This window comes from Streptomyces flavofungini (assembly GCF_030388665.1).
GTDB lineage: Bacteria > Actinomycetota > Actinomycetes > Streptomycetales > Streptomycetaceae > Streptomyces > Streptomyces flavofungini_A.
Genome location: NZ_CP128846.1, coordinates 4,695,552 through 4,719,685, shown reverse-complemented (window position 1 = coordinate 4,719,685; position 24,134 = coordinate 4,695,552). Strand labels below are relative to the sequence as shown.

The 24,134-nt window shown below is 68.8% G+C and carries 18 protein-coding genes; 10 read left to right on the top strand and 8 right to left on the bottom strand.

Annotated features, from left to right (window positions below; translation table 11 throughout):
* Positions 1 to 22 precede the first annotated feature (22 nt).
* Positions 23 to 1,495 carry a replicative DNA helicase gene (dnaB, locus tag QUY26_RS19755; RefSeq protein WP_289948515.1) on the bottom strand — a complete coding sequence of 491 codons (1,473 nt, stop codon included), beginning with the start codon at positions 1,493 to 1,495 and terminating at the stop codon, positions 23 to 25.
* A 461-nt stretch (positions 1,496 to 1,956) separates the two neighbouring features.
* Between dnaB and QUY26_RS19750 the strand changes: the two genes are divergently transcribed.
* Entirely contained in the window at positions 1,957 to 3,294 is a 1,338-nt protein-coding gene (locus QUY26_RS19750) for an MATE family efflux transporter (RefSeq protein ID WP_289948514.1), read from the top strand.
* A 166-nt stretch (positions 3,295 to 3,460) separates the two neighbouring features.
* On the opposite strand, the gene rplI is transcribed toward QUY26_RS19750, so the two are convergent.
* The 4 genes from rplI to rpsF form a co-directional block, all read right to left on the bottom strand.
* Complete coding sequence (gene rplI, locus QUY26_RS19745) at positions 3,461 to 3,907, bottom strand: 50S ribosomal protein L9 (RefSeq protein ID WP_289948513.1); 447 nt, start codon at positions 3,905 to 3,907, stop codon at positions 3,461 to 3,463.
* A gap of 18 nt (positions 3,908 to 3,925) precedes the next feature.
* A complete protein-coding gene (gene rpsR / locus QUY26_RS19740; protein WP_006381652.1) occupies positions 3,926 to 4,162 on the bottom strand; it encodes a 30S ribosomal protein S18 in 237 nt (78 codons plus the stop codon).
* A gap of 73 nt (positions 4,163 to 4,235) precedes the next feature.
* Entirely contained in the window at positions 4,236 to 4,832 is a 597-nt protein-coding gene (locus QUY26_RS19735; RefSeq protein WP_289948506.1) for a single-stranded DNA-binding protein, read from the bottom strand.
* Positions 4,833 to 4,935: 103 nt separating this feature from the next.
* Positions 4,936 to 5,226 carry a 30S ribosomal protein S6 gene (rpsF, locus tag QUY26_RS19730; RefSeq protein WP_016644628.1) on the bottom strand — a complete coding sequence of 97 codons (291 nt, stop codon included), beginning with the start codon at positions 5,224 to 5,226 and terminating at the stop codon, positions 4,936 to 4,938.
* 265 nt (positions 5,227 to 5,491) lie between these two features.
* Here rpsF and QUY26_RS19725 point away from each other — a divergent pair, with 265 nt between their 5' ends.
* The 3 genes from QUY26_RS19725 to QUY26_RS19715 all read left to right on the top strand — a co-directional run bounded on the left by QUY26_RS19725 (position 5,492) and on the right by QUY26_RS19715 (position 8,221).
* The gene (locus tag QUY26_RS19725; RefSeq protein WP_289948505.1) at positions 5,492 to 5,803 is read left to right on the top strand and encodes a hypothetical protein; all 312 of its coding nucleotides are present in this window, start codon (positions 5,492 to 5,494) and stop codon (positions 5,801 to 5,803) included.
* A 187-nt stretch (positions 5,804 to 5,990) separates the two neighbouring features.
* Positions 5,991 to 7,112 (top strand): lipid II:glycine glycyltransferase FemX, encoded by a 1,122-nt coding sequence (locus QUY26_RS19720; RefSeq protein ID WP_289948503.1) that lies wholly within the window; start codon positions 5,991 to 5,993, stop codon positions 7,110 to 7,112.
* A 77-nt stretch (positions 7,113 to 7,189) separates the two neighbouring features.
* Entirely contained in the window at positions 7,190 to 8,221 is a 1,032-nt protein-coding gene (locus QUY26_RS19715; protein WP_289948502.1) for an alanine racemase, read from the top strand.
* A 107-nt stretch (positions 8,222 to 8,328) separates the two neighbouring features.
* On the opposite strand, the gene QUY26_RS19710 is transcribed toward QUY26_RS19715, so the two are convergent.
* Positions 8,329 to 9,882: a glycosyltransferase family 87 protein gene (locus QUY26_RS19710; RefSeq protein WP_289955844.1), complete on the bottom strand. Its 1,554-nt coding sequence runs from the start codon at positions 9,880 to 9,882 to the stop codon at positions 8,329 to 8,331.
* 261 nt (positions 9,883 to 10,143) lie between these two features.
* Positions 10,144 to 12,849 carry a transglycosylase domain-containing protein gene (locus QUY26_RS19705; RefSeq protein WP_289948500.1) on the bottom strand — a complete coding sequence of 902 codons (2,706 nt, stop codon included), beginning with the start codon at positions 12,847 to 12,849 and terminating at the stop codon, positions 10,144 to 10,146.
* Positions 12,850 to 13,224: 375 nt separating this feature from the next.
* Here QUY26_RS19705 and QUY26_RS19700 point away from each other — a divergent pair, with 375 nt between their 5' ends.
* The 4 genes from QUY26_RS19700 (at position 13,225) to QUY26_RS19685 (ending at position 17,057) form a co-directional block, all read left to right on the top strand.
* The gene (locus QUY26_RS19700) at positions 13,225 to 13,905 is read left to right on the top strand and encodes a PadR family transcriptional regulator (RefSeq protein WP_289948499.1); all 681 of its coding nucleotides are present in this window, start codon (positions 13,225 to 13,227) and stop codon (positions 13,903 to 13,905) included.
* Positions 13,906 to 13,964: 59 nt separating this feature from the next.
* Positions 13,965 to 15,047, top strand: coding sequence for an inositol-3-phosphate synthase (locus tag QUY26_RS19695; RefSeq protein WP_289948498.1), 1,083 nt, complete (start codon positions 13,965 to 13,967; stop codon positions 15,045 to 15,047).
* A gap of 114 nt (positions 15,048 to 15,161) precedes the next feature.
* Entirely contained in the window at positions 15,162 to 16,418 is a 1,257-nt protein-coding gene (locus tag QUY26_RS19690) for an MFS transporter (RefSeq protein ID WP_289948497.1), read from the top strand.
* Between the two features lie 288 nt (positions 16,419 to 16,706).
* On the top strand, positions 16,707 to 17,057 hold the full coding sequence (locus QUY26_RS19685; protein WP_289948496.1) for an LppU/SCO3897 family protein: 351 nt from the start codon (positions 16,707 to 16,709) through the stop codon (positions 17,055 to 17,057).
* Positions 17,058 to 17,170: 113 nt separating this feature from the next.
* On the opposite strand, the gene QUY26_RS19680 is transcribed toward QUY26_RS19685, so the two are convergent.
* Complete coding sequence (locus QUY26_RS19680; protein WP_289948495.1) at positions 17,171 to 18,640, bottom strand: CCA tRNA nucleotidyltransferase; 1,470 nt, start codon at positions 18,638 to 18,640, stop codon at positions 17,171 to 17,173.
* A 227-nt stretch (positions 18,641 to 18,867) separates the two neighbouring features.
* On the opposite strand from QUY26_RS19680, the gene QUY26_RS19675 reads away from it, so the two are divergent.
* Both QUY26_RS19675 and murJ read left to right on the top strand, forming a co-directional pair.
* A complete protein-coding gene (locus QUY26_RS19675; RefSeq protein WP_289955843.1) occupies positions 18,868 to 21,321 on the top strand; it encodes a DUF6049 family protein in 2,454 nt (817 codons plus the stop codon).
* A gap of 431 nt (positions 21,322 to 21,752) precedes the next feature.
* A complete protein-coding gene (murJ, locus tag QUY26_RS19670; protein WP_436840516.1) occupies positions 21,753 to 24,113 on the top strand; it encodes a murein biosynthesis integral membrane protein MurJ in 2,361 nt (786 codons plus the stop codon).
* Positions 24,114 to 24,134 lie beyond the last annotated feature (21 nt).

The window sequence follows — 24,134 nt, the reverse complement described above, 5'->3', positions numbered from 1 at the left end:
CCTCCGCGCGGAGGACTGAGCCCTACGTCTGTGCCATGTCCACGAAGCGCGAGTAGTGGCCCTGGAAGGCGACCGTGATCGTCGCGGTCGGACCATTACGGTGCTTGCCCACGATGATGTCGGCCTCACCCGCGCGGGGTGACTCCTTCTCGTACGCGTCCTCGCGGTGCAGCAGGATCACCATGTCCGCGTCCTGCTCGATGGAACCGGATTCTCGCAGGTCGGAGACCTGGGGCTTCTTGTCGGTGCGCTGCTCGGGACCACGGTTCAGCTGCGAGAGGGCGATGACCGGCACCTCGAGCTCCTTGGCGAGGAGCTTCAGGTTTCGCGACATGTCCGAGACTTCCTGCTGTCGGCTCTCGGCACGCTTGGAGCCGCCGGACTGCATCAGCTGCAGATAGTCGATGATCACGAGCTTGATGTCGGCCCGCTGCTTGAGGCGGCGGCACTTGGCGCGGATCTCCATCATCGACAGGTTCGGGGAGTCGTCGATGTAGAGCGGAGCGGCGGACACCTCGGGCATCCGGCGGGCCAAACGGGTCCAGTCCTCATCCGTCATGGTGCCGGAACGCATGTGGTGCAGCGCCACGCGTGCCTCCGCGGACAGCAGACGCATCGCGATTTCGTTGCGCCCCATTTCCAGGGAGAAGATGACGCTGGGCAGGTTGTGCTTGATGGACGCGGCCCGCGCGAAGTCGAGCGCCAGCGTGGACTTACCCATGGCGGGACGGGCCGCGATGACGACCATCTGGCCCGGGTGCAGACCATTGGTGAGCGAGTCGAAGTCGGTGAAGCCCGTCGGCACACCCGTCATCTCACCGCTGCGCGAACCGATCGCCTCGATCTCGTCGAGCGCGCCTTCCATGATGTCGCCGAGCGGCAGATAGTCCTCGCTGGTGCGCTGCTCGGTGACGGCGTAGATCTCGGCCTGGGCGCTGTTGACGATCTCGTCCACATCGCCGTCGGCCGCGTACCCCATCTGCGTGATGCGTGTGCCGGCCTCGACCAGGCGGCGCAGGACCGCGCGCTCGTGGACGATCTCCGCGTAGTACTCGGCGTTCGCCGCCGTTGGGACCGTCTGGACGAGCGAGTGGAGGTACGAGGCGCCCCCGACCTTGGTGATCTCTCCGCGCTTGGTGAGCTCGGCGGCGACGGTGATGGGGTCGGCGGGCTCGCCCTTGGCGTACAGGTCGAGGATCGCGATGAAGATCGTCTCGTGCGCCGGGCGGTAGAAGTCGTGGCCCTTGAGCACCTCGACGACGTCCGCGATGGCGTCCTTCGACAGCAGCATGCCGCCGAGCACGGACTGTTCCGCGTCGAGGTCCTGTGGCGGGACGCGCTCGAAGGACGTGCCGCCGCCGTCCCAGCCGCCCTCTCTGCCCCGTTCGTGCTGCTCCTGGCCGCGTCCGCCGTCGCGGCGCGGGCGGGAGACGGGCAGACGGTCCCCCGGGCCGCTGTCGGCCCACGGGTCGTCCAAGGGCTCGGAGATACTCACCGGGCCACCTCCTCCCGTCCGCCCACGCGGACCTCGCCGTGCCCCTCTTTCCTACGGCACGACACTGACAAATAAGGGGGCCCAACTCCGGTTCTGACGCGTCGGATTTGCGGGGTTTCCGCGATGGCAGGACGAGGCGGGCGCCGGACCACGGTAGGCCTGTCGGCACCGTCAGCCAATCTGGTTATCCACAGGCGGTGTGGATGACGGGCGCGATGCTGTGGAGAACCCCGCAAAACCTGTGCACGGCCCGGTGGACAGCCCTGTGAACAAGCCCTCAGGACCTTTTCCACACCCGCTCCGACCTGCACTTTTACCATCCACCGGCTGTGCAGAAGAAAAACTTCCCCAGTCGGCCCAAGATCTTGACGAACCACGCGCCGTCCGATGCGCACACCCGAGCCAAGTAAGGGTCCTAAGGCAGTTGCATCTCTTACCTGTGGAAGATTAGATTGGTGCTCATGACACAGGCTCCCGCAGCGCCCAAGGCTGCCCGGCGACAGCACGACCGAGAGATCGTCGCCCTCGCCGTCCCCGCCTTCGGCGCGCTCGTGGCCGAGCCCCTCTTCCTGATGGCCGACAGCGCCATCGTCGGTCATCTCGGCACCGCCCAGCTCGCCGGTCTCGGCATCGCCTCGGCTCTCCTCGGGACGGCCGTCAGCGTCTTCGTCTTCCTCGCCTACGCCACCACGGCCGCCGTCGCCCGCCGCGTCGGCGCCGGAGATCTGCCGGCCGCGATCCGCCAGGGCATGGACGGGATCTGGCTCGCTCTGCTCCTCGGCATCGCCGTCATCGCCGTCTCCCTACCGGCCGCGCCCGCACTCGTCGACCTCTTCGGCGCCTCCGAGTCAGCGACCCCGCACGCGGTCACATACCTGCGCATCTCCATCCTCGGCATACCGGCGATGCTCGTCGTCCTCGCCGCCACCGGCGTGCTCCGCGGCCTCCAGGACACCAAGACACCGCTGTACGTCGCTGTCGGCGGCTTCCTCGCCAACGGCGCCCTGAACGTGCTCCTCGTCTACGGCTTCGGCTTCGGCATCGCCGGATCCGCCTGGGGCACCGTCCTCGCCCAGTGCGGTATGGCGGCCATCTACCTCTACGTCGTCGTCCGCGGCGCCAAGCGCCACGGTGCTTCCCTGCGCCCCGACGCGGCCGGAGTCAGGGCCTGCGCCCAGGCCGGAGTCCCCCTCCTGGCCCGCACCCTCGCACTGCGCGCCATCGCACTCATCGCGACAGCCGTGGCCGCGCGCCTCGGCGACGCCGAAGTGGCGGCTCACCAGATCGTCCTGTCCCTGTGGAGCCTGCTCTCCTTCGCCCTCGACGCCATCGCGATCGCCGGGCAGGCCATCATCGCCCGGTACCTGGGCGCCGACGATCCACAAGGCGCCCGCGACGTCTGCCGCCGCATGATCCAGTGGGGCGTCGTCTCGGGCGCCGCCCTGGGCCTGCTGGTCGTCGCGGCCCGCCCCGTGTTCGTTCCGCTGTTCTCCGGCGATGCCGCCGTCCAGGACACGGCTCTGCCCGCACTGATGGTGATAGCCCTCGCTCAGCCCATCTGCGGCATCGTCTACGTCCTCGACGGCGTCCTGATGGGCGCGGGGGACGGGCCGTACCTGGCGTGGGCCATGCTGGCCACCCTGGCGGTCTTCGCCCCCGTGGCGCTCCTCGTCCCCACCCTTGGCGGCGGCCTGACGGCTCTGTGGGCCGCGATGACGCTCATGATGACCGTGCGGGCGCTGACCCTGTGGCTGCGGTCGCGCTCCGGGCGCTGGGTCGTCACGGGCGCCACGCGCTGACGTTCCGGACGCCGTGCTGCGCGAGGGTCCCGGCGTCGTGTTGCACGAGAGTTCCTGGAACCCCGTTTCACGTGAAACTACGCCGTGTTTCACGTGGAACACGGCAAAGGGGCCGCACCCGTAGGTGCGGCCCCTTCACTCAGTCCTGCGAGCGCATTGCTGCGACTCAGGCAGAGACGACCTCGACGTTGACCTTCGCGGCCACCTCGGGGTGCAGACGCACGGACGTCGCGTGGGCGCCCAGGGTCTTGATCGGCGCGCCCAGCTCGACACGACGCTTGTCGATCTTCGGGCCACCAGCAGCCTCGATCGCCGAAGCGACGTCGGCCGGGGTGACGGAGCCGAAGAGACGACCGGCGTCGCCGGAGCGAACGGCCAGGCGGACCTTGACGGCCTCGAGCTGGGCCTTGACCTCGTTGGCCTGCTCGATGGTCGCGATCTCGTGGATCTTGCGAGCACGACGAATCTGCTCGACGTCCTTCTCGCCACCCTTGGTCCAGCGGATAGCGAACTTCCGCGGGATCAGGTAGTTGCGGGCGTAGCCGTCCTTGACGTCAACGACCTCGCCGGCGGCGCCGAGGCCGGAGACCTCGTGGGTGAGGATGATCTTCATGTGTCGGTCACCCTTCCCTTATCGCGCGGTGGACGTGTAGGGCAGCAGCGCCATCTCACGGCTGTTCTTCACGGCCGTGGCGACGTCACGCTGGTGCTGCGTGCAGTTGCCGGTCACGCGGCGGGCACGGATCTTGCCGCGGTCGGAAATGAACTTCCGCAGCATGTTCGTGTCCTTGTAGTCCACGTACTGGACCTTGTCCTTGCAGAAAGCGCAGACCTTCTTCTTAGGCTTGCGCACAGGCGGCTTCGCCATGGTGTTTCTCCTGTGTGATCAAGAAGTGTGGGTACGACCCGCCTTCTCGCCCTGAGGCCCTGCGGCCCGAGGCTTAGAAGGGGGGCTCGTCCGAGTAGCCGCCACCGGAGCCGCCGGAGTTTCCACCCCAGCCGCCACCGCCGCCGCCCTGCTGCTGGCCGCCGCCGGCCGGAGCACCGGTCGCCCAGGGGTCGTCGGCGGGAGCACCGCCGCCACCCTGCTGCTGACCGCCGCCGGAGCCACCGCCCCAGCCGCCGCCCTGCTGGCCGCCGCCACCGCCGCCGTATCCACCCTGGCCGCCGCGACCGGTGGTCTTGGTGACCTTGGCCGTGGCGTTCTTGAGGCTGGCGCCGACTTCCTCGACGTCCAGCTCGTAGACCGTGCGCTTGATGCCCTCACGGTCCTCGTAGGACCGCTGCTTCAGCCGGCCCTGCACGATGACGCGCATGCCTCGCTGGAGCGACTCGGCGACGTTCTCGGCCGCCTGACGCCAGACCGAGCAGGTCAGGAACAGGCTCTCGCCGTCCTTCCACTCATTGGTCTGCCGGTCGAAGGTGCGGGGGGTGGACGCGACACGGAACTTCGCGACCGCCGCACCGGACGGGGTGAAGCGCAGCTCGGGGTCGTCGACAAGATTGCCGACAACCGTGATGACGGTCTCGCCTGCCATTGGGGGAACCTCTCGGCGGGTTTGCTGCTGGCTGCTTTTACTGCTGCTACTCGGATCCCGAGTGCCGTCGAGCCCAGGGCTCAACGGTCCTGAGCCAGAGGGCTCAGTGCATCTCGGGGCGGAGGACCTTGGTCCGGAGGACCGACTCGTTCAGGTTCATCTGGCGGTCGAGCTCCTTGACGACCGCAGGCTCGGCCTGCAGGTCGATGACCGAGTAGATGCCCTCGGGCTTCTTCTTGATCTCGTACGAGAGACGACGACGGCCCCAGGTGTCGACCTTCTCGACCTTTCCGTTGCCCTCACGGACGACGGAGAGGAAGTTCTCGATCAGCGGGGAGACAGCGCGCTCCTCGAGATCGGGGTCGAGGATGACCATCACCTCGTAGTGACGCATGTGGAACCCACCTCCTTTGGACTCAGCGGCCACGGTCGTTCCGTGGCAGGAGGGTCGTGATGCGTACGCAACGGTATCGGCCGCCACTGACAATCAGCCCCCGCGGACGGGGGCGCGTGCTGTGGCCTGGGCAGACACCGGTGCAGACGGTACAGACTACCTGCACCTTGCCTTCCGGTTGAAATCCGGCGGTGGGCGGGCAGAATCTGTACACATCGGGTGTGTATGGCGCTACGATGCGCCGCCTTCCGCAGGAGGTGCCTCCATGGCACAGGCAATGCGACGTGACACCGCGGGCTCTCTCTTCGCCACCGACGGCAAGCCCCATCCGCTCCAGGACACGCTGCTCGGTGTGACGCTGGTGCTCGGGGCCATCGCCTTCGTGACGGCGATGTTCCACAACCTGCACCTGCTCAGTTCCTGGACCGGCCTGATCGGGATCTTCACGGGGGCCTACGGGCAGTTCATCTCGGTGACGACCCGCGAGCGGTTCTTCCTGATCGTCGGGCTCGGCGCCTCGGCAGTCGGCTTCTTCCTGGGCATGGCGCACGGCGGACTCTTCGGTGGACTCTGGTAGCCGGGGAACTCCGGTGAACCGACAGCGGACCTGCCGCTGAGGGACCCGCACCGCCCCTGGTCGGAGCACGGCCGGGGACGAAGGTTCCATACGCCCAGACGGGGCGCTCGCAGGGCGCAGTAGGCTTCGGCGCGAGAGCCGGAGCCCCTGTACCCATGGGGACACACCAGCCCGAGGAGCGCCGCGAATGAGCCTGACCCTGAGGACCATCAGCCGAGAGCAGCATCTGGCGTACATCCAGAGCCTGCCGTCGGCAAGCCATTGCCAGGTCCCCGCATGGGCAGATGTGAAGAGCGAATGGCGCTCGGAGAACCTGGGCTGGTTCGACGACAGGACCGGCCAGCTCGTCGGCGTGGGCCTTGTCCTGTACCGCCAGTTGCCCAAGGTCAAGCGCTATCTCGCGTATCTGCCCGAGGGTCCGGTCATCAACTGGTACGCCCCGAATCTGGACGAGTGGCTCCAGCCGATGCTGGCGCACTTGAAGAAGCAGGGCGCCTTCTCCGTGAAGATGGGCCCGCCGGTCGTCATCCGCCGCTGGGACGCCCCCGCCATCAAGTCCGGCATCCAGAACCCGGACGTGAAGCGGCTGCGCGACGTGGAGCCGACGACCATCGAGCCGCGTGCCTTCGAGGTCTCGGACAAGCTCCGCCGCATGGGCTGGCAGCAGGGCGAGGACGGCGGCGCCGGCTTCGGTGACGTGCAGCCCCGTTATGTGTTCCAGGTGCCGCTGGCCAACCGCGCGCTCGAGGACGTCCTCAAGAACTTCAACCAGCTGTGGCGCCGCAACATCAAGAAGGCCGAGAAGGCCGGTGTCGAGGTCGTCCAGGGCGGCTATCAGGACCTCGCCGAATGGCAGCGCCTCTACGAGATCACCGCGATCCGCGACAAGTTCCGCCCGCGGCCGCTGGGGTACTTCCAGCAGATGTGGCAGGCCCTCAACACCGAGGATCCCAACCGCATGCGGCTGTACTTCGCGCGGCACAACGGCGTGAACCTTTCGGCGGCGACGATGCTCGTCGTGGGCGGACACGTCTGGTACTCCTACGGCGCCTCCGACAACATCGGACGTGAGGTCAGGCCCTCGAACGCGATGCAGTGGCGGATGCTGCGCGACGCCTACGCGCTCGGCGCCTCCGTCTACGACCTGCGCGGCATCTCCGACTCGCTGGACGAGACGGACCACCTCTTCGGCCTGATCCAGTTCAAGGTCGGCACCGGCGGCGAGGCCGTGGAGTACGTCGGTGAGTGGGACTTCCCGCTGAACAAGCTGCTGCACAAGGCCCTCGACATCTACATGTCGCGTCGCTGATCCCGCACCGCTTCCTTCCGCATTTCCTTCCATACCTCTGTTACACCGCAGACACCAGAAAGGTTCCGGGACCAGCCATGGCGCTCACGCTCTATGTCGACACCGCGCGCTGGCGGGCACACCAGAAGCACATGCTGGAGCAGTTCCCGGGCATCGTCCCGGTCTGCAAGGGCAACGGCTACGGCTTCGGTCACGAGCGGCTCGCGGAAGAGGCCACGCGATTCGGCTCGGACGTGCTCGCCGTCGGCACGACCTACGAGGCCGCCCGGATCAAGGACTGGTTCGGCGGTGACCTGCTGGTCCTGACGCCGTTCCGCCGGGGCGAAGAGCCTGTGCCACTGCCCGACCGCGTCATCCGCTCCGTGTCGTCGATCGACGGCGTGCACGGCCTCGTGGGCGCCCGTGTCGTCATCGAGGTCATGTCTTCGATGAAGCGGCACGGCGTCAGCGAGCAGGACCTGCCGCTGCTGCACGCGGCCATCGAGGACGTGCGCCTGGAGGGCTTCGCGATCCACCTGCCGCTCGACCGCACCGACGGCTCGGACGCCGTTGAGGAGGTCATCGCGTGGATGGACCGGCTGCGCGCCGCCCGCCTGCCGCTGCACACGATGTTTGTCAGCCACCTGAAGGCCGGGGAGCTGGCCCGCCTCCAGCAGCAGTTCCCGCAGACGCGCTTCCGCGCGCGCATCGGTACGCAGCTGTGGCTCGGCGACCACCACGCGACCGAGTACCGGGGAGCCATCCTGGACGTCACGCGCGTCGTGAAGGGTGACCGTTTCGGCTACCGCCAGCAGAAGGTCGCCTCCGACGGCTGGCTGGTCGTCGTCGCGGGCGGCACCTCGCACGGGGTCGGCCTGGAGGCCCCGAAGGCACTGCACGGCATGATGCCGCGGGCGAAGGGCGTGGCCCGCGCGGGCCTCGCGACCGTCAACCGCAACCTGTCGCCGTTCGTCTGGGGCGACAAGCAGCGCTGGTTCGCCGAGCCGCCCCACATGCAGGTGTCACTGCTCTTCGTGCCGTCGGACGCGCCGGAGCCGAAGGTGGGCGAGGAGCTGGTGGCCCACCTGCGGCACACGACCACGCAGTTCGACCGGATCGTCGACCGCTGAGCTGCCCCAGGGGCACAGCCGAAGGGCCGGTACGCATCCCGCGTACCGGCCCTTCGGCTTGCTCAACGGGTCAGGCCCGTGTCCGGCCCGCCCCCAGATCTGTTCGCTCAGGGCGAACGGTCGCTTCCTGTCCCCCACTGCACGCATGCCCCCGCCCCGTCCGGGGCGTTCTGCCGTGGTGGATGCGCCGCCGGGCCGAGCACGAAGACGTCCGGAGCGCCGTCGAGGACGCCTCCGGAGGGATCGTCCTCCCCGGTCCGCCGCACCACGTCCCGCTCCGGCATGAGGATGTCGCGCACGACTACGGCGCACAGGTACAGCGTCCCCAGCAGATGGACCGCAATGGCCAGTTGGTAGCCCTCGGTGGGCAACCCCTTGTGGGCGTCCCCGCTCGTCGTGAACGCGAGATATCCCCAGATCCCCAGGAAGTACGCGACCTCGCACGCCTGCCAGATGAGGAAGTCGCGCCAGCGGGGGCGGGCCAGCGCAGCGAGCGGGATCAGCCACAGGACGTACTGCGGCGAGTAGACCTTGTTGGTGAGGATGAAGGCGGCGACCACGAGGAAGGCCAGCTGTGCCAGCCGTGGACGGCGGGGCGCCGCCAGGCCCAGGGCGGCAACTCCCAGGCAGCAGAGCAGCATCAGGGCAGCCGCCAGCTTGTTCACCGTGTCCGTGGTCAGCGGGTCGTCCATGCGCTGGGAAAGGATCAGCCAGAACGACCCGAAGTCGACCCCGCGCTCCTGGCTGAAGGTGTAGAACTTCGCCCAGCCCTCGCGGATGTGGAAGCCCGCCGAATCGTGACTGATCATGACCGGCAGGTTCACCGCGAGCCATGCACCCACCGCGCTCCCCGCCGCCAGCCAGAAGGCCCGCCAGCGCCCGGCCCGCCAGCACAGCACGAGCAGTGGCCCGAGCAGCAGCGCCGGATAGAGCTTGGCGGCCGCCGCGAGGCCGATGAGGATCCCTGCGGGCACGGCCCGGCCACGCGACCACATCAGCATCGCCAGGGCCGTCAGAGCGACCGCGAACAGGTCCCAGTTGATGGTGGCCGTCAGGGCGAAAGCAGGGGCGAGGGCGACGAGCAGGGCGTCCCAGGGGCGACGCCGGTGGATGCGGGTCACGCAGACAGCGATGATGACGGTGCAGACCATCAGCATCCCGGCGTTGACCATCCAGTAGACCTTCTCCTGGTGCTGGATGGACCCGCTGCCGGGCGTCAGCCAGGCGGCCACCTGCATGAACAAGCCGGTCAGCACCGGGTACTCGAGGTACTCCATGCCGACGTCGGCAGGCAGCTTGTCGAAGTAGGGCACCAACTCATCGGCGAAGCCTCGGCCCTGGTAGAGGTGGGGGATGTCGGAGTAGCAGGCATGCGTGTACTGGGAGCTCGCGCCGACGAACCAGGCACCGTTGTAGCAGGGCATCTTCTGCACCATGCCGAGTGCGAACATGCCGATCGCGACCAGTGCGATGACGCGTACCGGGGTCAGCCAGGCCGCCGCCAGGATGGCTCTGCGACCGATCGGTCCGCCGATCAGCTCGCTGCCGGCAGCGGCGACCTCGTCCTGCTTCGTCGGGAGCACAGGCTGCGGCCCCTGCTCGGGTACGGACTGATGCGCGCGTGTGGGGGGCGTCTTTTCTGCGCTGGGCATGGCGCACATCCTGCCGTACAGCTCTGAGAACTCCCGCTGTACGTGCCCGAGAACCCTCCGCACCGCCGACAGACGACTGAAAGCCCCTGGGCTCCCGGCACGATGCCGACCGCACGACCCCACAGACCGCTCAGCCCTTCAGCCCGCACGACGCCACGTCCGCGCGACAAGGCCGCCGCACCCTCATCGGATGCGGCGGCCTTGTTTCACGTGAAACATGCCGTTTCCGTGGATCACGCCGTTTCACGTGAAACGTACGCGATGCTCGGCTCAGCCGGTCGGACCGGCGAAGAGCGTTCCTTCATTGTCGTTGCCGTTGTTCCCGCCATTGCCATTGCCGCCGTTCGGCTGGCCGGTCGGCGGTGGTGACTCACCGCCGGGACCGCCATTGCCGCCGCCGTCCGTCACGCCACCGTCGTCCTCACACCTGGGGTCCCAGGGCTTGCAGGACTCGGTCGGGTCGGGGGACTTGGTCGGCTCGGGGGGATCGGACGACTTGGTCTCGGTCGGAGTCGGGGTCGGCGACGGGGAATCGCTCGGCTCGGGCTCCTCGGTCGCCGTCGGAGAAGGCGGCGGGATGTCTCCGACGATCTCGCCGATCGGGCCCGGCTCCGGGAACGGGATAGCGCGCTTCCCCTTGAGGGCCTCCGCCATGTAGTCCTGCCAGATCTGCGCGGGGAAGGAGGCGCCGTGGATCTTCTTCTCGCCGCCGGTCCCGAACATCTCCAGGAACTCGCGCTTGCTGTTGTTCTCGTCGTCGTCGAGGCGGTACATGCTGATCGCTGTCGACAGCTGCGGGGTGTAGCCGACGAACCAGGCGGACTTGTTGCCGTCGGTCGTACCGGTCTTGCCCGCCACCTGACGCCCGGGCAGCTTGGCCGAGGTGCCGGTGCCCTTCTCGACAACGGTCCGCAGCACGTCGGTGACGTTGTTCGCCACCTCAGGGGTGAAGGGGCTCTTGGTGATGGTCTTGTGCTGATAGACCGTATCGCCCTCCTTCTTGACCTCCTTGACCGAGAACGGATCACGCTGCTTGCCGCGGTCGGCGAACGTGGCGTACGCCCCGGCCATGCGGATCGCGCTCGGTGACGAGGTACCGAGAGAGAAGGACGGGTAGGTGGCGCCCGCCATGGACTTGTCGTCCTTGAGGCCGGCGTCCATGGCCGCGGCCTTCACCTTGTCGAGCCCGACGTCCATGCCGAGCTGAACGTAGGCGGAGTTGACCGACTCCCGCATGGCTTCGCGGAGGTCGATCATGTAGCTCGGCGGGTTGTACGACTGCTGACCGTCGTTGGTCTGCAGCCACTCCTTGCCGTCCTTGTCCTGCCAGACCGTACCGTTGTAGTTCTTGATCTTGAGCTTGTTCTTGCCGCTGTACTTGCTCTTCGGGTTGACGATGGTGCGCTCGTTGTCGCTCTGGAGCTCCCCACCGTCCTTGTCCCGGACGCCGTTCTTGAAGGCCGCCGCCAGCACGAAGGGCTTGTACGTCGAGCCGACCTGAGCACCGGTCGTATCCGCGTTGTTGGTGAAGTGCTTCGTCGCGTCCTCACCGCCGTAGATGGCTTCGATCTCCCCGGTCTTGGGGTTGACCGACGCGCCACCGAACTGGACGTGCGTGTCCTTGTCCGGGCGCAGCTTCGGCTTGATCTTGGCCTTGCGGACCTTCTCCACCGCGTCCTCGAGCTGATCGACCTTCTTCTTGTCGAAGGTCGTGTGGATCTCGTAGCCGCCCTGTTCGAGCTGCCCGGCGGTGACATCGCTGTTGTTGATGACGTACGCCTTGGCGAGCGAGACCAGGTAGCCGATCTGGCCGCTCAGCTTGACGTTCGAGCGCGGGCTCTCCAGCTTCGGGAACTTCGTGTACTTGTTCCGCACCTCGGCGCTGAGGCGGCCGTCCTTGACCTCCTCGTCGAGGATCCACTTCCAGCGCTTCTCTGCCCGCTCCCGGTTGGCCTTGGGATTGGCCGCGGGGTCGATCTCGGGGTAGCCGGCCGGGTCGTAGTACGTGGCGCCCTTGAGCACGGTCGCGAGGAGGGCGCACTGGCTCGGGTCCAGGTCCTCGGCGTCCTCGCCGAAGTAGGCGCGGGCGGCGGCCTGGATGCCGTAGGCGTTGCGGCCGTAGTAGGCGGTGTTCAGATAGCCCGCCATGATGTCTTCCTTGCTCACCTCCCGGCCGACCTTTATGGAGATGAACAGCTCCTTGAACTTCCGCGTGAACGTCTGCGACTGGTCGTCGAGGCGGGCGTTCTTCACGTACTGCTGCGTGATGGTCGAGCCGCCCTGGGTCTGACCGCCCTTGGCCATGTTGACGACGGCCCGGGCGATGCCCATGGGGTCGACGCCCTTGTCCTTGTTGAAGGTCTTGTTCTCCGCCGAGATGACGGCGTTGCGCATCGCCCGCGGGATGTCCGCGTACTTGATGATCTGGCGGTTGGTCTCGCCACCGGTCGCGACCATCTGCGAACCGTCGGCCCAGTAGTAGACGTTGTTCTGGGCCCGCGCCGCCTTGGCGACCTCGGGGACCTCGACGAGGGCATACGCGATGCCGATGACCGCCAGCATGCTGCCGAGGAACCCGATGAACAGGCCGGTGACGAGCCGCCACGACGGCAGCCAGCGCCGCGCCCCGAACTTGCCCGCGCGCGGGTAGTCGATGAAGCGCTTCTTGACGGGCTCCTGGCCGCGCCCTCTGCCCCGCCCCCGGCCGACGTTCTCAGCGGCCCTGCGACGGCCGCCACCACCCCCGACGGAACCGTTGCGGGCCGCGCGCCGGGCCTCGGCGCGACCACCGTAGGGTCGCTCCTCGCCCTCGTGGGCCCCCGGTCCGTACGCCGACGGCGACGACGGCGCCCCAGTGGCGCCTCGCGGTGCTGCACGACGGCCCGACGGCCCTCCGGGCGCGCCGGATGCGCCACGCCTGGCCGCGGCGCGTCCGCCGCCCTGCGGCTGCGGCGGTTTGCGACGGTGCTCGCTCATCGAACGACTACTCCTCGGGCAGGCGCGGGTGTCCGCGCCTGGAAACGGCGGCTGGTTTCCGGTCCCCCCGATGTACGGATGCGTCCGTTCCGGCACTCATCCGCACTGCACCGGGGCCTGCGACGTCACCTCGCGTCACTTGGTTCCCGGCGGTATGCATGGCGCACAGACTACGCACCGTCAAAACCCTCTTAGGACCGAAGTTCACCCCAAAACAGGCAAGTTACTTCCTACGAATCGGTGATGTGATGCCGTTCACCGTGCCCCCTCTTGTCGCAGGCGGCACCTCGTTCTATCGTCGTGATGTATCGAGCCGATACATCAGCTCGGCATAAAGGGCCGTGTGCGGCAGACCGGGACAGACGGGAGGCGACGTTGAGCAGACGCTCCGGCATCCTCGAGTTCGCCGTGCTCGGCCTGCTCCGCGAGTCCCCGATGCACGGCTATGAGCTGCGCAAGCGGCTCAACACCTCACTGGGTGTGTTCCGCGCCTTCAGCTACGGGTCGCTCTACCCATGCCTCAAGACTCTGGTCACGAACGGCTGGTTGATCGAGGAATCGGGTGCTGCCGGAGAGGCCCTGGCTCCCCTCGCGGGGCGCCGCGCCAAGATCGTCTATCGGCTGACGGCTGAAGGTAAGGAACACTTCGAGGAACTGCTCTCGCAGACCGGCCCCGATGCGTACGAGGACGAGCACTTCGCTGCCCGCTTCGCCTTCTTCGGCCAGACCTCGCGGGACGTGCGGATGCGGGTGCTCGAGGGCCGCCGCAGCCGCCTGGAGGAGCGCCTGGAGAAGATGCGCGCCTCCTTGGCCCGCACCCGGGAGCGCCTCGACGACTACACGCTTGAGCTGCAGCGGCACGGGATGGAGTCCGTGGAGCGCGAAGTGCGCTGGCTGAACGAGCTCATCGAGAGCGAGCGCGCGGGACGCGACCAGCAACGGTCCGCCTCCGACGGCTCCGCTCAGCAGAACAGCACATCTGGGGAGTCGGGCGTCCTGCCCCGGCGGCGGGGCAGCACCCCGCCGCCGGATGCGTCCGACGACACCACCAAGTGAGCCTCCGCATTCCGCGGAGTCTCATCCGGAATACCGAGATCACACAGGGAGCAACCGGAATGGGTTCGGTTCGCGTAGCCATCGTCGGCGTGGGCAACTGCGCCGCCTCGCTGGTCCAGGGCGTCGAGTACTACAAGGACGCAGACCCGGACACCAAGGTCCCGGGCCTGATGCACGTCCAGTTCGGCGACTACCACGTCGGCGACGTCGAGTTCGTCGCCGCCTTCGACGTCGACGCGAAGAAGGTCGGCCTCGACCTCGCGGACGCCATCGGTGCCAGCGAGAACAACACCATCAAGATCTGCGACGTGCCGAACTCCGGCGTCCAGGTCCAGCGCGGCCACACCTACGACGGCCTGGGCAAGTACTACCGCCAGACCATCGAGGAGTCCGCCGAGGCCCCGGTCGACGTCGTCCAGATCCTGAAGGACCGCAAGGTCGACGTCCTGGTCTGCTACCTGCCGGTCGGTTCCGAGGACGCGGCGAAGTTCTACGCCCAGTGCGCCATCGACGCCAAGGTCGCCTTCGTCAACGCCCTCCCGGTCTTCATCGCCGGCACCAAGGAGTGGGCGGACAAGTTCACCGAGGCGGGCGTCCCGATCGTCGGCGACGACATCAAGTCGCAGGTCGGCGCCACCATCACGCACCGCGTCATGGCAAAGCTGTTCGAGGACCGCGGTGTCCGTCTTGAGCGCACCATGCAGCTCAACGTCGGCGGCAACATGGACTTCAAGAACATGCTGGAGCGCGACCGCCTCGAGTCCAAGAAGATCTCGAAGACGCAGGCCGTCACCTCGCAGATCCCCGACCGTGAGCTGGGCGAGAAGAACGTCCACATCGGCCCGTCGGACTACGTCGCGTGGCTCGACGACCGCAAGTGGGCGTACGTCCGCCTCGAGGGCCGCGCCTTCGGCGACGTCCCGCTGAACCTGGAGTACAAGCTCGAGGTCTGGGACTCCCCGAACTCCGCGGGTGTCATCATCGACGCCCTGCGCGCCGCGAAGATCGCCAAGGACCGCGGCATCGGCGGCCCGATCCTGTCGGCGTCCTCGTACTTCATGAAGTCCCCGCCGGTGCAGTACTTCGACGACGAGGCCTTCGAGAACGTCGAGAAGTTCATCAAGGGCGAGGTCGAGCGCTGAGTCGAGCGCCAGGCCGACCGCTGGGCCGACTGCTGAGTCGGCCGCTTCGGTAGCCAGTCGGGGTCCCCGGGTCGTATGTGCCGGGGACCCCGCTCGTATGTGAGGCTGTGCCCCATGGCTGTCGTCGGTGACCTGCGCGTTCTCCTGCGGCTGCGGGATTTCCGCCGTCTGCTGGCCGTGCGGCTCGTCTCCCAGGGCGCGGACGGCGTCTTCCAGGTCGCGCTCGCCGCGTACGTGGTCTTCTCGCCGGAGAAGGAGACCTCCGCCGCGGCGATCGCCTCCGCGATGGCGGTGCTCCTCCTGCCGTACTCCCTCGTCGGCCCGTTCGCGGGCGTCCTGCTCGACCGCTGGCGACGACGCCAGGTCCTGCTGTACGGCAATCTGCTGCGCGCCGCCCTCGCTTGCGTCACCGCCGTACTGATCCTCAGTGACACCCCGGACTGGCTGTTCTACGCCTCCGCCCTCTGCGTCACGGCCGTCAACCGCTTCGTCCTGGCCGGGCTCTCGGCGGCGCTGCCACGCGTGGTGGACGCCGACCGGCTGGTCATGGCCAACTCCCTCTCCCCGACCGCCGGCACGCTCGCGGCCACCGCGGGCGGCGGTCTCGCCTTCGCGGTACGCATCGTGGCCGCGGACTCGGACGCGGCCGTGGTCCTTCTGGGCGCCGCGCTCTATCTGTGCGCCGCGCTCGCCTCCCTGCGGATCTCCCGCGAACTCCTCGGTCCCGATCCGGAGTTGGTGCAGCCGCACCTGCGCACGGCGCTCGCCGGCACCGCACGCGGTCTTCTCGCAGGCGTACGCCATCTCGCCGAGCGCCGTCCTGCCGCGCACGCTCTGGTGTCGATGACGCTGATGCGGTTCTGCTTCGGCGCGCTCACGGTCATGGTGCTGATGCTGTGCCGGTACGCGTGGGGGTCGACGGAGGACGAAGGGCTCGCGCTGCTCGGGGTCGCCGTGGGGATCTCCGGTGCGGGGTTCTTCGCGGCGGCCCTGGTGACGCCGTGGGCCGCGGGCCGGTTCGGGCCGCGCGGCTGGCTGGTGCTCTGCGCCGCCGCTGCGGCCGTCCTGGAGCCCGCGCTCGGCCTGGCCTTCGCCCCGGTTCCGATGTTCGTCGCCGCCTTCGTCCTGGGGCTGACCACCCAGGGCGCGAAGATCGCCACGGACACGGTCGTCCAGGCCGCTGTGGACGACGGTTTCCGAGGCCGGATCTTCTCCCTCTACGACGTCCTCTTCAACATCTCCTTCGTCGGCGCGGCAGGCGTGGCCGCCCTGATGCTGCCCCCGGACGGAAAATCGACCCTCTTGGTTGTCACGGTGGCCGTGATTTACTCGGCGATTGCTGTGGCTATGGCCAGTTTTGACGACCAGTAAGTGTCACAGAGGCCCGCTGGGCTTCAATCCACGCTCGGGATCTCGGTAACGGGGTCATTTCGCGCCGTCGCGCATCCCAGCCACACGCCTTGCGCTCTTTCATAGGGGGATCCCCGTGTCCACTCCGCCGCCCAGGGCCAGAACCCGTTCGCCCAGGGCCAGCAGCCCTACAGCCAGCCGCCGCAAGGTGGTGCGCCGTACGGCCAGCCTCAGGGTGAGGGCGCCCCTTACGGCCAGGCTCCCGGCACTCCGTACCCCTCACAGCCAGGCGCTCCGCAGCAGCCGAGCGTGCCGTTCTACCAGGGTGGTCCGGACCCGCAGGCCCCGCGCAAGAGCAAGAAGAAGCTCAAATTCTCCATCGTGGGCGTCGCCGTCGTCGCCCTCATCGCGGGTGGCGTGGTCCTGGCCGGGAAGGACGAGGCAGCCGCAGCCGAGGTTGGCGACTGCATGAGCGTCGGCAACCCGACGAGCTCCACCGACCCGGACTTGAAGATCGTGGACTGCGGCGACAGCAAGGCCGCGTACAAGGTCGCGGAGAAGAAGGACAGCGGGACCTGCGACATCACGAAGTACGCCACGTACCGGGAGAGCGGTCGTGGTGACGACTTCACCCTCTGCCTGTCGAAGCTGAAGAAGTAAGCAAGCCTGCGCGCGCGGAGAGGCGATGTTTCACGTGAAACATCGCCTCTCCGCGCACATCGAGAGGGCGCTGTGTTTCACGTGAAACACAGCGCCCTCTCGCATGCCCGGCCCTACTGCTCCTGCGCGGCCCACCACTCCTTGAGCGCCGCCACCGCCGCGCCCCGCTCCATCGGCCCGTTCTCCAGGCGCAGCTCCAGCAGGAACTTGTACGCCTGGCCGACGGCCGGGCCCGGGCGGACGCCCAGGATCTCCATGATCTCGTTGCCGTCGAGGTCGGGGCGGATGGAGTCCAGCTCCTCCTGCTCCTGGAGGCGGGCGATGCGCTCCTCCAGGCCGTCGTACGCGCGCGACAGGGCGTTGGCCTTGCGCTTGTTGCGGGTGGTGCAGTCGGATCGGGTTAGCTTGTGCAGGCGGGTGAGGAGCGGGCCCGCGTCGCGGACGTAGCGGCGGACCGCGGAGTCCGTCCACTCACCCTCGCCGTAGCCGTGGAAGCGCAGGTGCAGCTCCACGAGCCGCGAGACGTCCTTGATGAGCTCATTCGAGTACTTCAGGGCGGTCATGCGCTTCTTGGTCATCTTCGCCCCGACCACCTCGTGGTGGTGGAACGAGACCCGCCCGTCCGACTCGAAGCGGCGCGTCTTCGGCTTGCCGATGTCGTGCAGCAGCGCGGCGAGCCGCAGCGTCAGGTCCGGGCCCTCGGTCTCCAGCGCCATCGCCTGTTCAAGGACGATCAGCGTGTGGTCGTAGACGTCCTTGTGCCGGTGGTGCTCGTCACGCTCGAGGCGCAGGGCGGGAAGCTCCGGCAGGACGTAATCGGCGAGTCCGGTGTCCACGAGCAGGGCGAGGCCCTTGGCCGGGTGCGCGGACAGGATGAGCTTGTTCAGCTCGTCCCGGACCCGCTCGGCGGAGACGATCTCGATACGCCCGGCCATCGCCTTCATCGCCACGACGACCTCGGGGGCCACCTCGAAGTCCAGCTGCGCGGCGAAGCGCGCGGCCCGCATCATCCGCAGCGGGTCGTCCGAGAAGGAGTCCTCGGGGGTGCCGGGGGTCCGCAGGACGCGCTCGGCCAGGTCGCCGAGGCCGCCGTGCGGGTCGATGAACGTCTTCTCCGGGAGCGCGACGGCCATCGCGTTCACGGTGAAGTCACGTCGGATGAGGTCCTCCTCGATGGAGTCGCCGTACGACACCTCGGGCTTGCGCGAGGTCCGGTCGTACGCCTCCGATCGATATGTCGTCACTTCGACCTGGAAGCGCTGCTCGGCGCCGTCCACGCGGGCGTCCTTCTGGCAGCCCACCGTCCCGAAGGCGATTCCGACCTCCCAGACCGCGTCGGCCCATGGCCGGACGATCTTCAGCACGTCCTCGGGGCGGGCGTCCGTCGTGAAGTCCAGATCGTTGCCGAGCCGGCCCAGGAGCGCGTCCCGGACCGAGCCGCCCACCAGGGCGAGCGAGAACCCGGCCTCCTGGAAACGGCGGGCGAGGTCGTCCGCGACGGGGGAGACGCGCAGCAGCTCGCTCACGGCGCGGTCCTGCGCCTGGCTCAGGGCACGGGGATTGTCTTCGTTGGCGTTCGGCACAACAGAAAAGGGTACGTGGCCCGGGCGCCCGGGGCCGCCTTGATTTCCACGGGCCTCGTCAGGGCCGCGCACGGCGCTCACCACCGGCCTTGTGGACATCGCCGCCAGCTCTTCCGATCTTGTGGTCCAGTCCGCGGCACTTAGCCCCGGCGCACCTCGTTACCATGCGTGGACGCAGCGAACGACAACCACCGACACAGCTGACGACGACGAGGGACGGGCAACGCGTGGCCGAGGCGGCAGATTTCCCGGGGACCAGCCCCTCACCTGCCCGCCGGTGGTTCCGGCGGGCAGCGACACTGCTGGCCGGGGCACCACTGCTGGCCGGGCTGCTCCAGGTGCCCGTGAGCCCCTCCGCGCACGCTGCCGGAACGGACGTGAGGGCAAACACCGCGACCGGGTCGGCGGGCACGTCGAGTACCACGGGTGTCGCCGCGAGCGCGCGCAAGGCCGCCACGGGCACGAAGACCGCCCCCACCGGCTCCCGTACCGTCGACGTCTCCCTGGACTCCCTCACGCCCAGCGCGCCGCGCAAGGGTGACACCGTCGTGGTCTCCGGAAAGATCACCAACGAGGGACGCCAGGCGATCACCGACGCCCACGTGGGCCTCCGTGTGGGCAGCGCCCTGGGCGGCCGCACGGACATCGACAGCGCCGCGAAGCGCACCACGTACCAGCCGGGGCTCGACGGCTCCGAGGTCGGCGGGAAGTACGTCGAGAAGTTCTCCCGGCTCGCCCCGGGCGTCCCGTACGACTTCAGCATCTCCGTGCCTGTGAGCGCCCTGCACCTCGGCATGGACGGCGTCTACCAGCTCGGCGTGACGCTGACCGGCCAGACCGCCGCGCAGCCCTACCCGCAGGTGCTCGGCATCGAGCGGACCTTCCTGCCGTGGCAGGACGGGGCAGCCGACACGAAGACCAAGACGACGTACCTGTGGCCGCTCATGTCCACCACGCACCTCACGTCGAGGACACGCTCCGACGAGGAGCAGACGCCGCTCTTCAAGGACGAGAGCCTGGCCAAGGAGCTCCAGACCGGCGGGCGGCTGCAGCAGCTCCTGACGCTCGGCAGCCAGCTCGACGTCGCCTGGGTCATCGACCCGGACCTGCTGGTCTCCGTCGACGCGATGACGACGAGCTATGACGTCGAGGGACCGGACGGCACGACCGTCGCCGGCAAGCACCAGGCCCTCGCGAAGCAGTGGCTCAACCAGCTCCACAAGGCCGTCAAGGGCAAGAAGGTCGTCGCGCTGCCCTTCGCCGACCCCGATCTCGCCTCGCTCGCCCACAACGGCAGGGCCGTCAAGGGCTCGCTCGGCCACCTCAAGGAAGCCACCGAGGTCGGCGCCCAGGCCGTGGAGGACATCCTCAACGTCAAGCCGACCTCGGACTTCGCCTGGCCCGCCGAGGGCGCTGTCGACCCGTCGGTCGTGGATGTCGCCACCTCGGCGGGTGCCCACTCGGTGATCGCCCGCAGCGACAGTCTGCGGGAGACGGGCGGGCTGCTGTACACCCCGAGCGCCGCGCGGCCCATCGGCGGCGGGACGACCGCCGTGGTCGCCGACGCGCGCCTCTCGACCGCCTTCCGCGGCGACATGACGAGGGCCGAGGACTCCACCCTCGCCACCCAGGAGTTCCTGGCCCAAAGTCTCATGATCACCCTGCAGGATCCGGACAAGCAGCGAAGCATCGTGGTCGCCCCGCAGCGCATGCCCTCGGCCAGCCAGGCCCAGACCATGGCGCGGGCGCTCGCCGCCCTCGACGACAAGCGCTGGTCGCAGCCGCAGTCCCTGACGGCGGCCGCGAAGGCCGAGCCGGACCCGGACGCCACCACCCAGGTCCCCTCGGCCCGGTCCTACCCGTCGACGCTGCGCAAGCAGGAGCTGCCCCGCTCCGCGTTCGAGGAGGTCCAGAACACCCAGGGCAAGCTCGACCGCTTCAAGCAGATCCTCTCCGAGCCGGACCGCGTCATCACCCCCTTCGGGCGGGCGATGGACCGTGAGATGTCCACGTCGTGGCGCGGCCGCCCGACCGACGCCCAGAACTTCCGCAAGGGCGTGCAGGGATATCTGACGAGCCTCATCCAGCAGGTGAAGCTGATCAACAAGTCCGACGTGAAGCTGTCGGGCCGCAGCGCGACCATCCCGGTCACGGTGCAGAACAACCTGGTGCAGGGCGTCGACCACCTCGTGCTGCGCCTGACGTCGACCAACCCCACCCGCCTGAAGGTCGGCGACGGACTCTACGAGGAGCAGCCCGTCAGGATCACGGGCGGCGGCCACACCCAGTCCGTGAAGTTCACCACCACCGCCAACGCCAACGGCCCGGTCACGGTCTACGCCCAGCTGTACACCGAGGACAACGAGCCCTACGGCGAGCCCGTCCGCTTCGACGTCAACGTCACCGAGTTCACCGCGACGGTGATGCTGGTCATCGGCGGCGGTGTGCTGCTCCTCGTCCTCGCCGGATTCCGCATGTACACCCAGCGCAAGCGCGCGGCGCGGCGGCAGGCGGAGGCAGGCCCGGACGGCGGCCCCGACGGTGATTCCGACGCCGCCCCCGACACCTCTCCCGGCACCGACCCCGGTTCGGCCGATCCCGAGCAGCCGAGTGACCCGACACCGGACACCGCTGTGGAAAGCACCGAGCCTTCGCACACGGGTGAGAGAGTGGACCGTTGAGCGATGTCGTGGCCGGTGGGCCCGCGGACCATGAGGTGGGGTAAACCATGAACGCGCCGTACGACGGTGAGCGCGGCCAGGGCGCGGGCAGCTCCGGTGCGGCCGGGGACCCGCCTCCCGGCCCTCACGAGGACGGTCAGGTGCCGCCGCAGCACGCGCCTGACGCCTACCTCCAGGACGCGTACGCCCAGGACCCCTATCGGGCCCAGGACCTCTCGGCCCAGGACCCGGTGGCCGAGGCGCTCTACGACCGCGCGGCCCACCCCCCGCCGCCGCCCGGGAGCTACCCCGACCCGCAGCAGCTCTACGCCCAGCCGCCGTCGGCCCAGTACCAGCCGGACCCCCGCGTCTGGGCCCAGACCCCGCCGCCGGAGCCGGACGGCACCACCCGTCACCTCCCCTACGGCGACGACCCGCGCACCACCCAGTACGTGGGCGTGGACGACCTCGTCACGCAGGCGGGCGAGGAGCGGCACCAGCCGGACGCCTTCGCCCACCTCTTCCGGGACCAGCAGGGCAGCGGACACCGCGACCCGCGGGCGGGCTACGGCGACCCCCAGGCCGCCGATCCGCGAGCCCAGCAGGGCTACGACGGCCAGCAGAACGCCCCGTACCAGGGGCAGCAGGGCGCCCACGGCGGGGGATACCAGGGCCAGCAGCCCGCCCAGAGCGCCGGGTACCAGGACCCGCAGGCGGGCGGCTACCAGGGCCAGCCCGGTGCCGGATACCAGGGACAGCCCGCCGGATACCAGGACCAGCAGGGCGCCGCCTACCCCTACCAGCAGCAGCCCGGCCAGGCCGCCTACCCGGACCAGCAGCAGCATGGTGCCGGCTATGCCCACCAGCAGGGCGCCTACGCTGACCAGCAGCACGGCACGCCGTACGCGTACCCGCAGAGCGACCCCGCGTACGGCGAGCAGCAGGGCGCCCCGTACGCGCAGCAGGGCGCTCCGTACGCCAACCAGCAGGCCGGTGGCTACTACCAGGACCCGAACCAGTACCCGGACCCCGGCCAGTACCCGGACCAGGGCGGCTACCACCAGGAGCCCCAGCACGCCGGCACGCGCCCGCCCGCGGGGCAGGAGGCGCCGGCGTCCCCGGCCGTCCCGCCGCCCGCCAAGGCGCCCTCGTCGGCTCCGGCAGCGCCCGCGGTGAAGTCCGGGGGCCGCGCGTCCAGCCTGCTGAAGTCCAGCGCCGTGATGGCCGCGGGCACGATGGTGTCCCGCCTCACCGGCTTCGTCCGCTCGGCGATGATCGTCTCGGCGCTCGGCATCGGCCTGCTCGGCGACACCTTCCAGGTCGCCTACCAGCTGCCGACGATGATCTACATCCTCACCGTCGGCGGCGGCCTCAACTCGGTCTTCGTGCCGCAGCTCGTGCGCGCCCAGAAGAACGACGCGGACGGCGGCCAGGCGTACGCCAACCGGCTCCTGACGCTCGTCATGGTGGCGCTCGGCGTGCTCACGGTGCTCGGCTGGATCGCCGCGCCGCTGCTGGTCCACGCCCTCTCCACCCCGGTCGCCAGCGACCCGGCGGCCAACGAGGTCGCCATCACCTTCGTCCGCTACTTCCTGCCGTCGATCTTCTTCATGGGCATCCATGTCGTGATGGGACAGATTCTCAACGCCCGCGGGAAGTTCGGCGCGATGATGTGGACCCCGGTCCTCAACAACATCGTCATCATCGCGACGCTCGGCATGTTCCTCTGGGTGTACGGCACATCCGAGAAGTCGGGCATGCGCGTCACGTCGATCCCCGACGACGGCGTGCGGCTCCTCGGTGTCGGCGTCCTGCTCGGTCTCGTCGTGCAGTCGCTCGCGATGTTCCCCTACCTGCGCGAGACCGGCTTCAAGCTGCGGCTGCGCTTCGACTGGAAGGGCCAGGGCCTCGGCAAGGCCGCCATGCTCGCCAAGTGGACGATGCTCTTCGTCCTCGCCAACCAGGCGGGCGCGATCGTCGTGACCCAGCTCGGCACCGCGGCGGTCAAGCACTCCGGTATGGACGGCACCGGCTTCTCCGCCTATGCCAACGCCCAGCTCATCTGGGGACTCCCGCAAGCCATCATCACGGTCTCCTTGATGGCCGCCCTGCTGCCGAGGCTGTCGCGCTCGGCCCACGAGGGCGACACCGGGGCCGTGCGGGACGACATCTCGCAGGGCCTGCGCACCTCGGCCGTCGCGATCGTGCCGATCGCCTTCAGCTTCCTCGCACTCGGCATCCCGATGTGCACGCTCATCTTCGGCTCGTCCGGCGTCAACGGCGCCACTCGCATGGGCTACATGCTGATGGCCTTCGGCCTCGGCCTGATCCCGTACTCCGTGCAGTACGTCGTCCTGCGCGCCTTCTACGCGTACGAGGACACCCGCACCCCCTTCTACAACACGGTCATCGTGGCCGCCTTCAACGCCGCCGCCTCCGGGGTCTGCTACCTGGTGCTGCCCGCCCGCTGGGCCGTGGCGGGCATGGCACTGTCCTACGGCGCCGCGTACGCGATCGGTGTGGGCGTCGCCTGGCAGCGGCTGCGCAAGCGCCTGGGCGGCGATCTGGACGGGGCGAACGTGATCCGTACCTATGCCCGGCTCGCGCTGGCCTCCGTGCCGGGGGCGATTCTCGGCGCCGGAGCCGGGTACGCGATCACGAAGGCGCTCGGGCAGGGGCTCTTCGGCTCCCTGGCCGCGCTGATCGTCGGTCTGGCCGTGCTCTTCGGGGTCTTCTTCGTGGCCGCGCGGCGCATGCGGATCCAGGAGCTGAACTCGCTGGTCGGTATGGTGCGCGGACGACTGGGGCGCTGATGTGAAGGAGTCCGCACAACC

Coding starts and splice junctions, on each gene's coding strand:
- QUY26_RS19750 (WP_289948514.1), top strand. CDS start 1,957: ATGACACAGGCTCCCGCAGCGCCCAAGGCTGCCCGGCGACAGCACGAC.
- rplI (WP_289948513.1), bottom strand. CDS start 3,907: ATGAAGATCATCCTCACCCACGAGGTCTCCGGCCTCGGCGCCGCCGGC.
- rpsR (WP_006381652.1), bottom strand. CDS start 4,162: ATGGCGAAGCCGCCTGTGCGCAAGCCTAAGAAGAAGGTCTGCGCTTTC.
- QUY26_RS19735 (WP_289948506.1), bottom strand. CDS start 4,832: ATGGCAGGCGAGACCGTCATCACGGTTGTCGGCAATCTTGTCGACGAC.
- rpsF (WP_016644628.1), bottom strand. CDS start 5,226: ATGCGTCACTACGAGGTGATGGTCATCCTCGACCCCGATCTCGAGGAG.
- QUY26_RS19725 (WP_289948505.1), top strand. CDS start 5,492: ATGGCACAGGCAATGCGACGTGACACCGCGGGCTCTCTCTTCGCCACC.
- QUY26_RS19720 (WP_289948503.1), top strand. CDS start 5,991: ATGAGCCTGACCCTGAGGACCATCAGCCGAGAGCAGCATCTGGCGTAC.
- QUY26_RS19715 (WP_289948502.1), top strand. CDS start 7,190: ATGGCGCTCACGCTCTATGTCGACACCGCGCGCTGGCGGGCACACCAG.
- QUY26_RS19710 (WP_289955844.1), bottom strand. CDS start 9,882: ATGTGCGCCATGCCCAGCGCAGAAAAGACGCCCCCCACACGCGCGCAT.
- QUY26_RS19705 (WP_289948500.1), bottom strand. CDS start 12,849: ATGAGCGAGCACCGTCGCAAACCGCCGCAGCCGCAGGGCGGCGGACGC.
- QUY26_RS19695 (WP_289948498.1), top strand. CDS start 13,965: ATGGGTTCGGTTCGCGTAGCCATCGTCGGCGTGGGCAACTGCGCCGCC.
- QUY26_RS19690 (WP_289948497.1), top strand. CDS start 15,162: ATGGCTGTCGTCGGTGACCTGCGCGTTCTCCTGCGGCTGCGGGATTTC.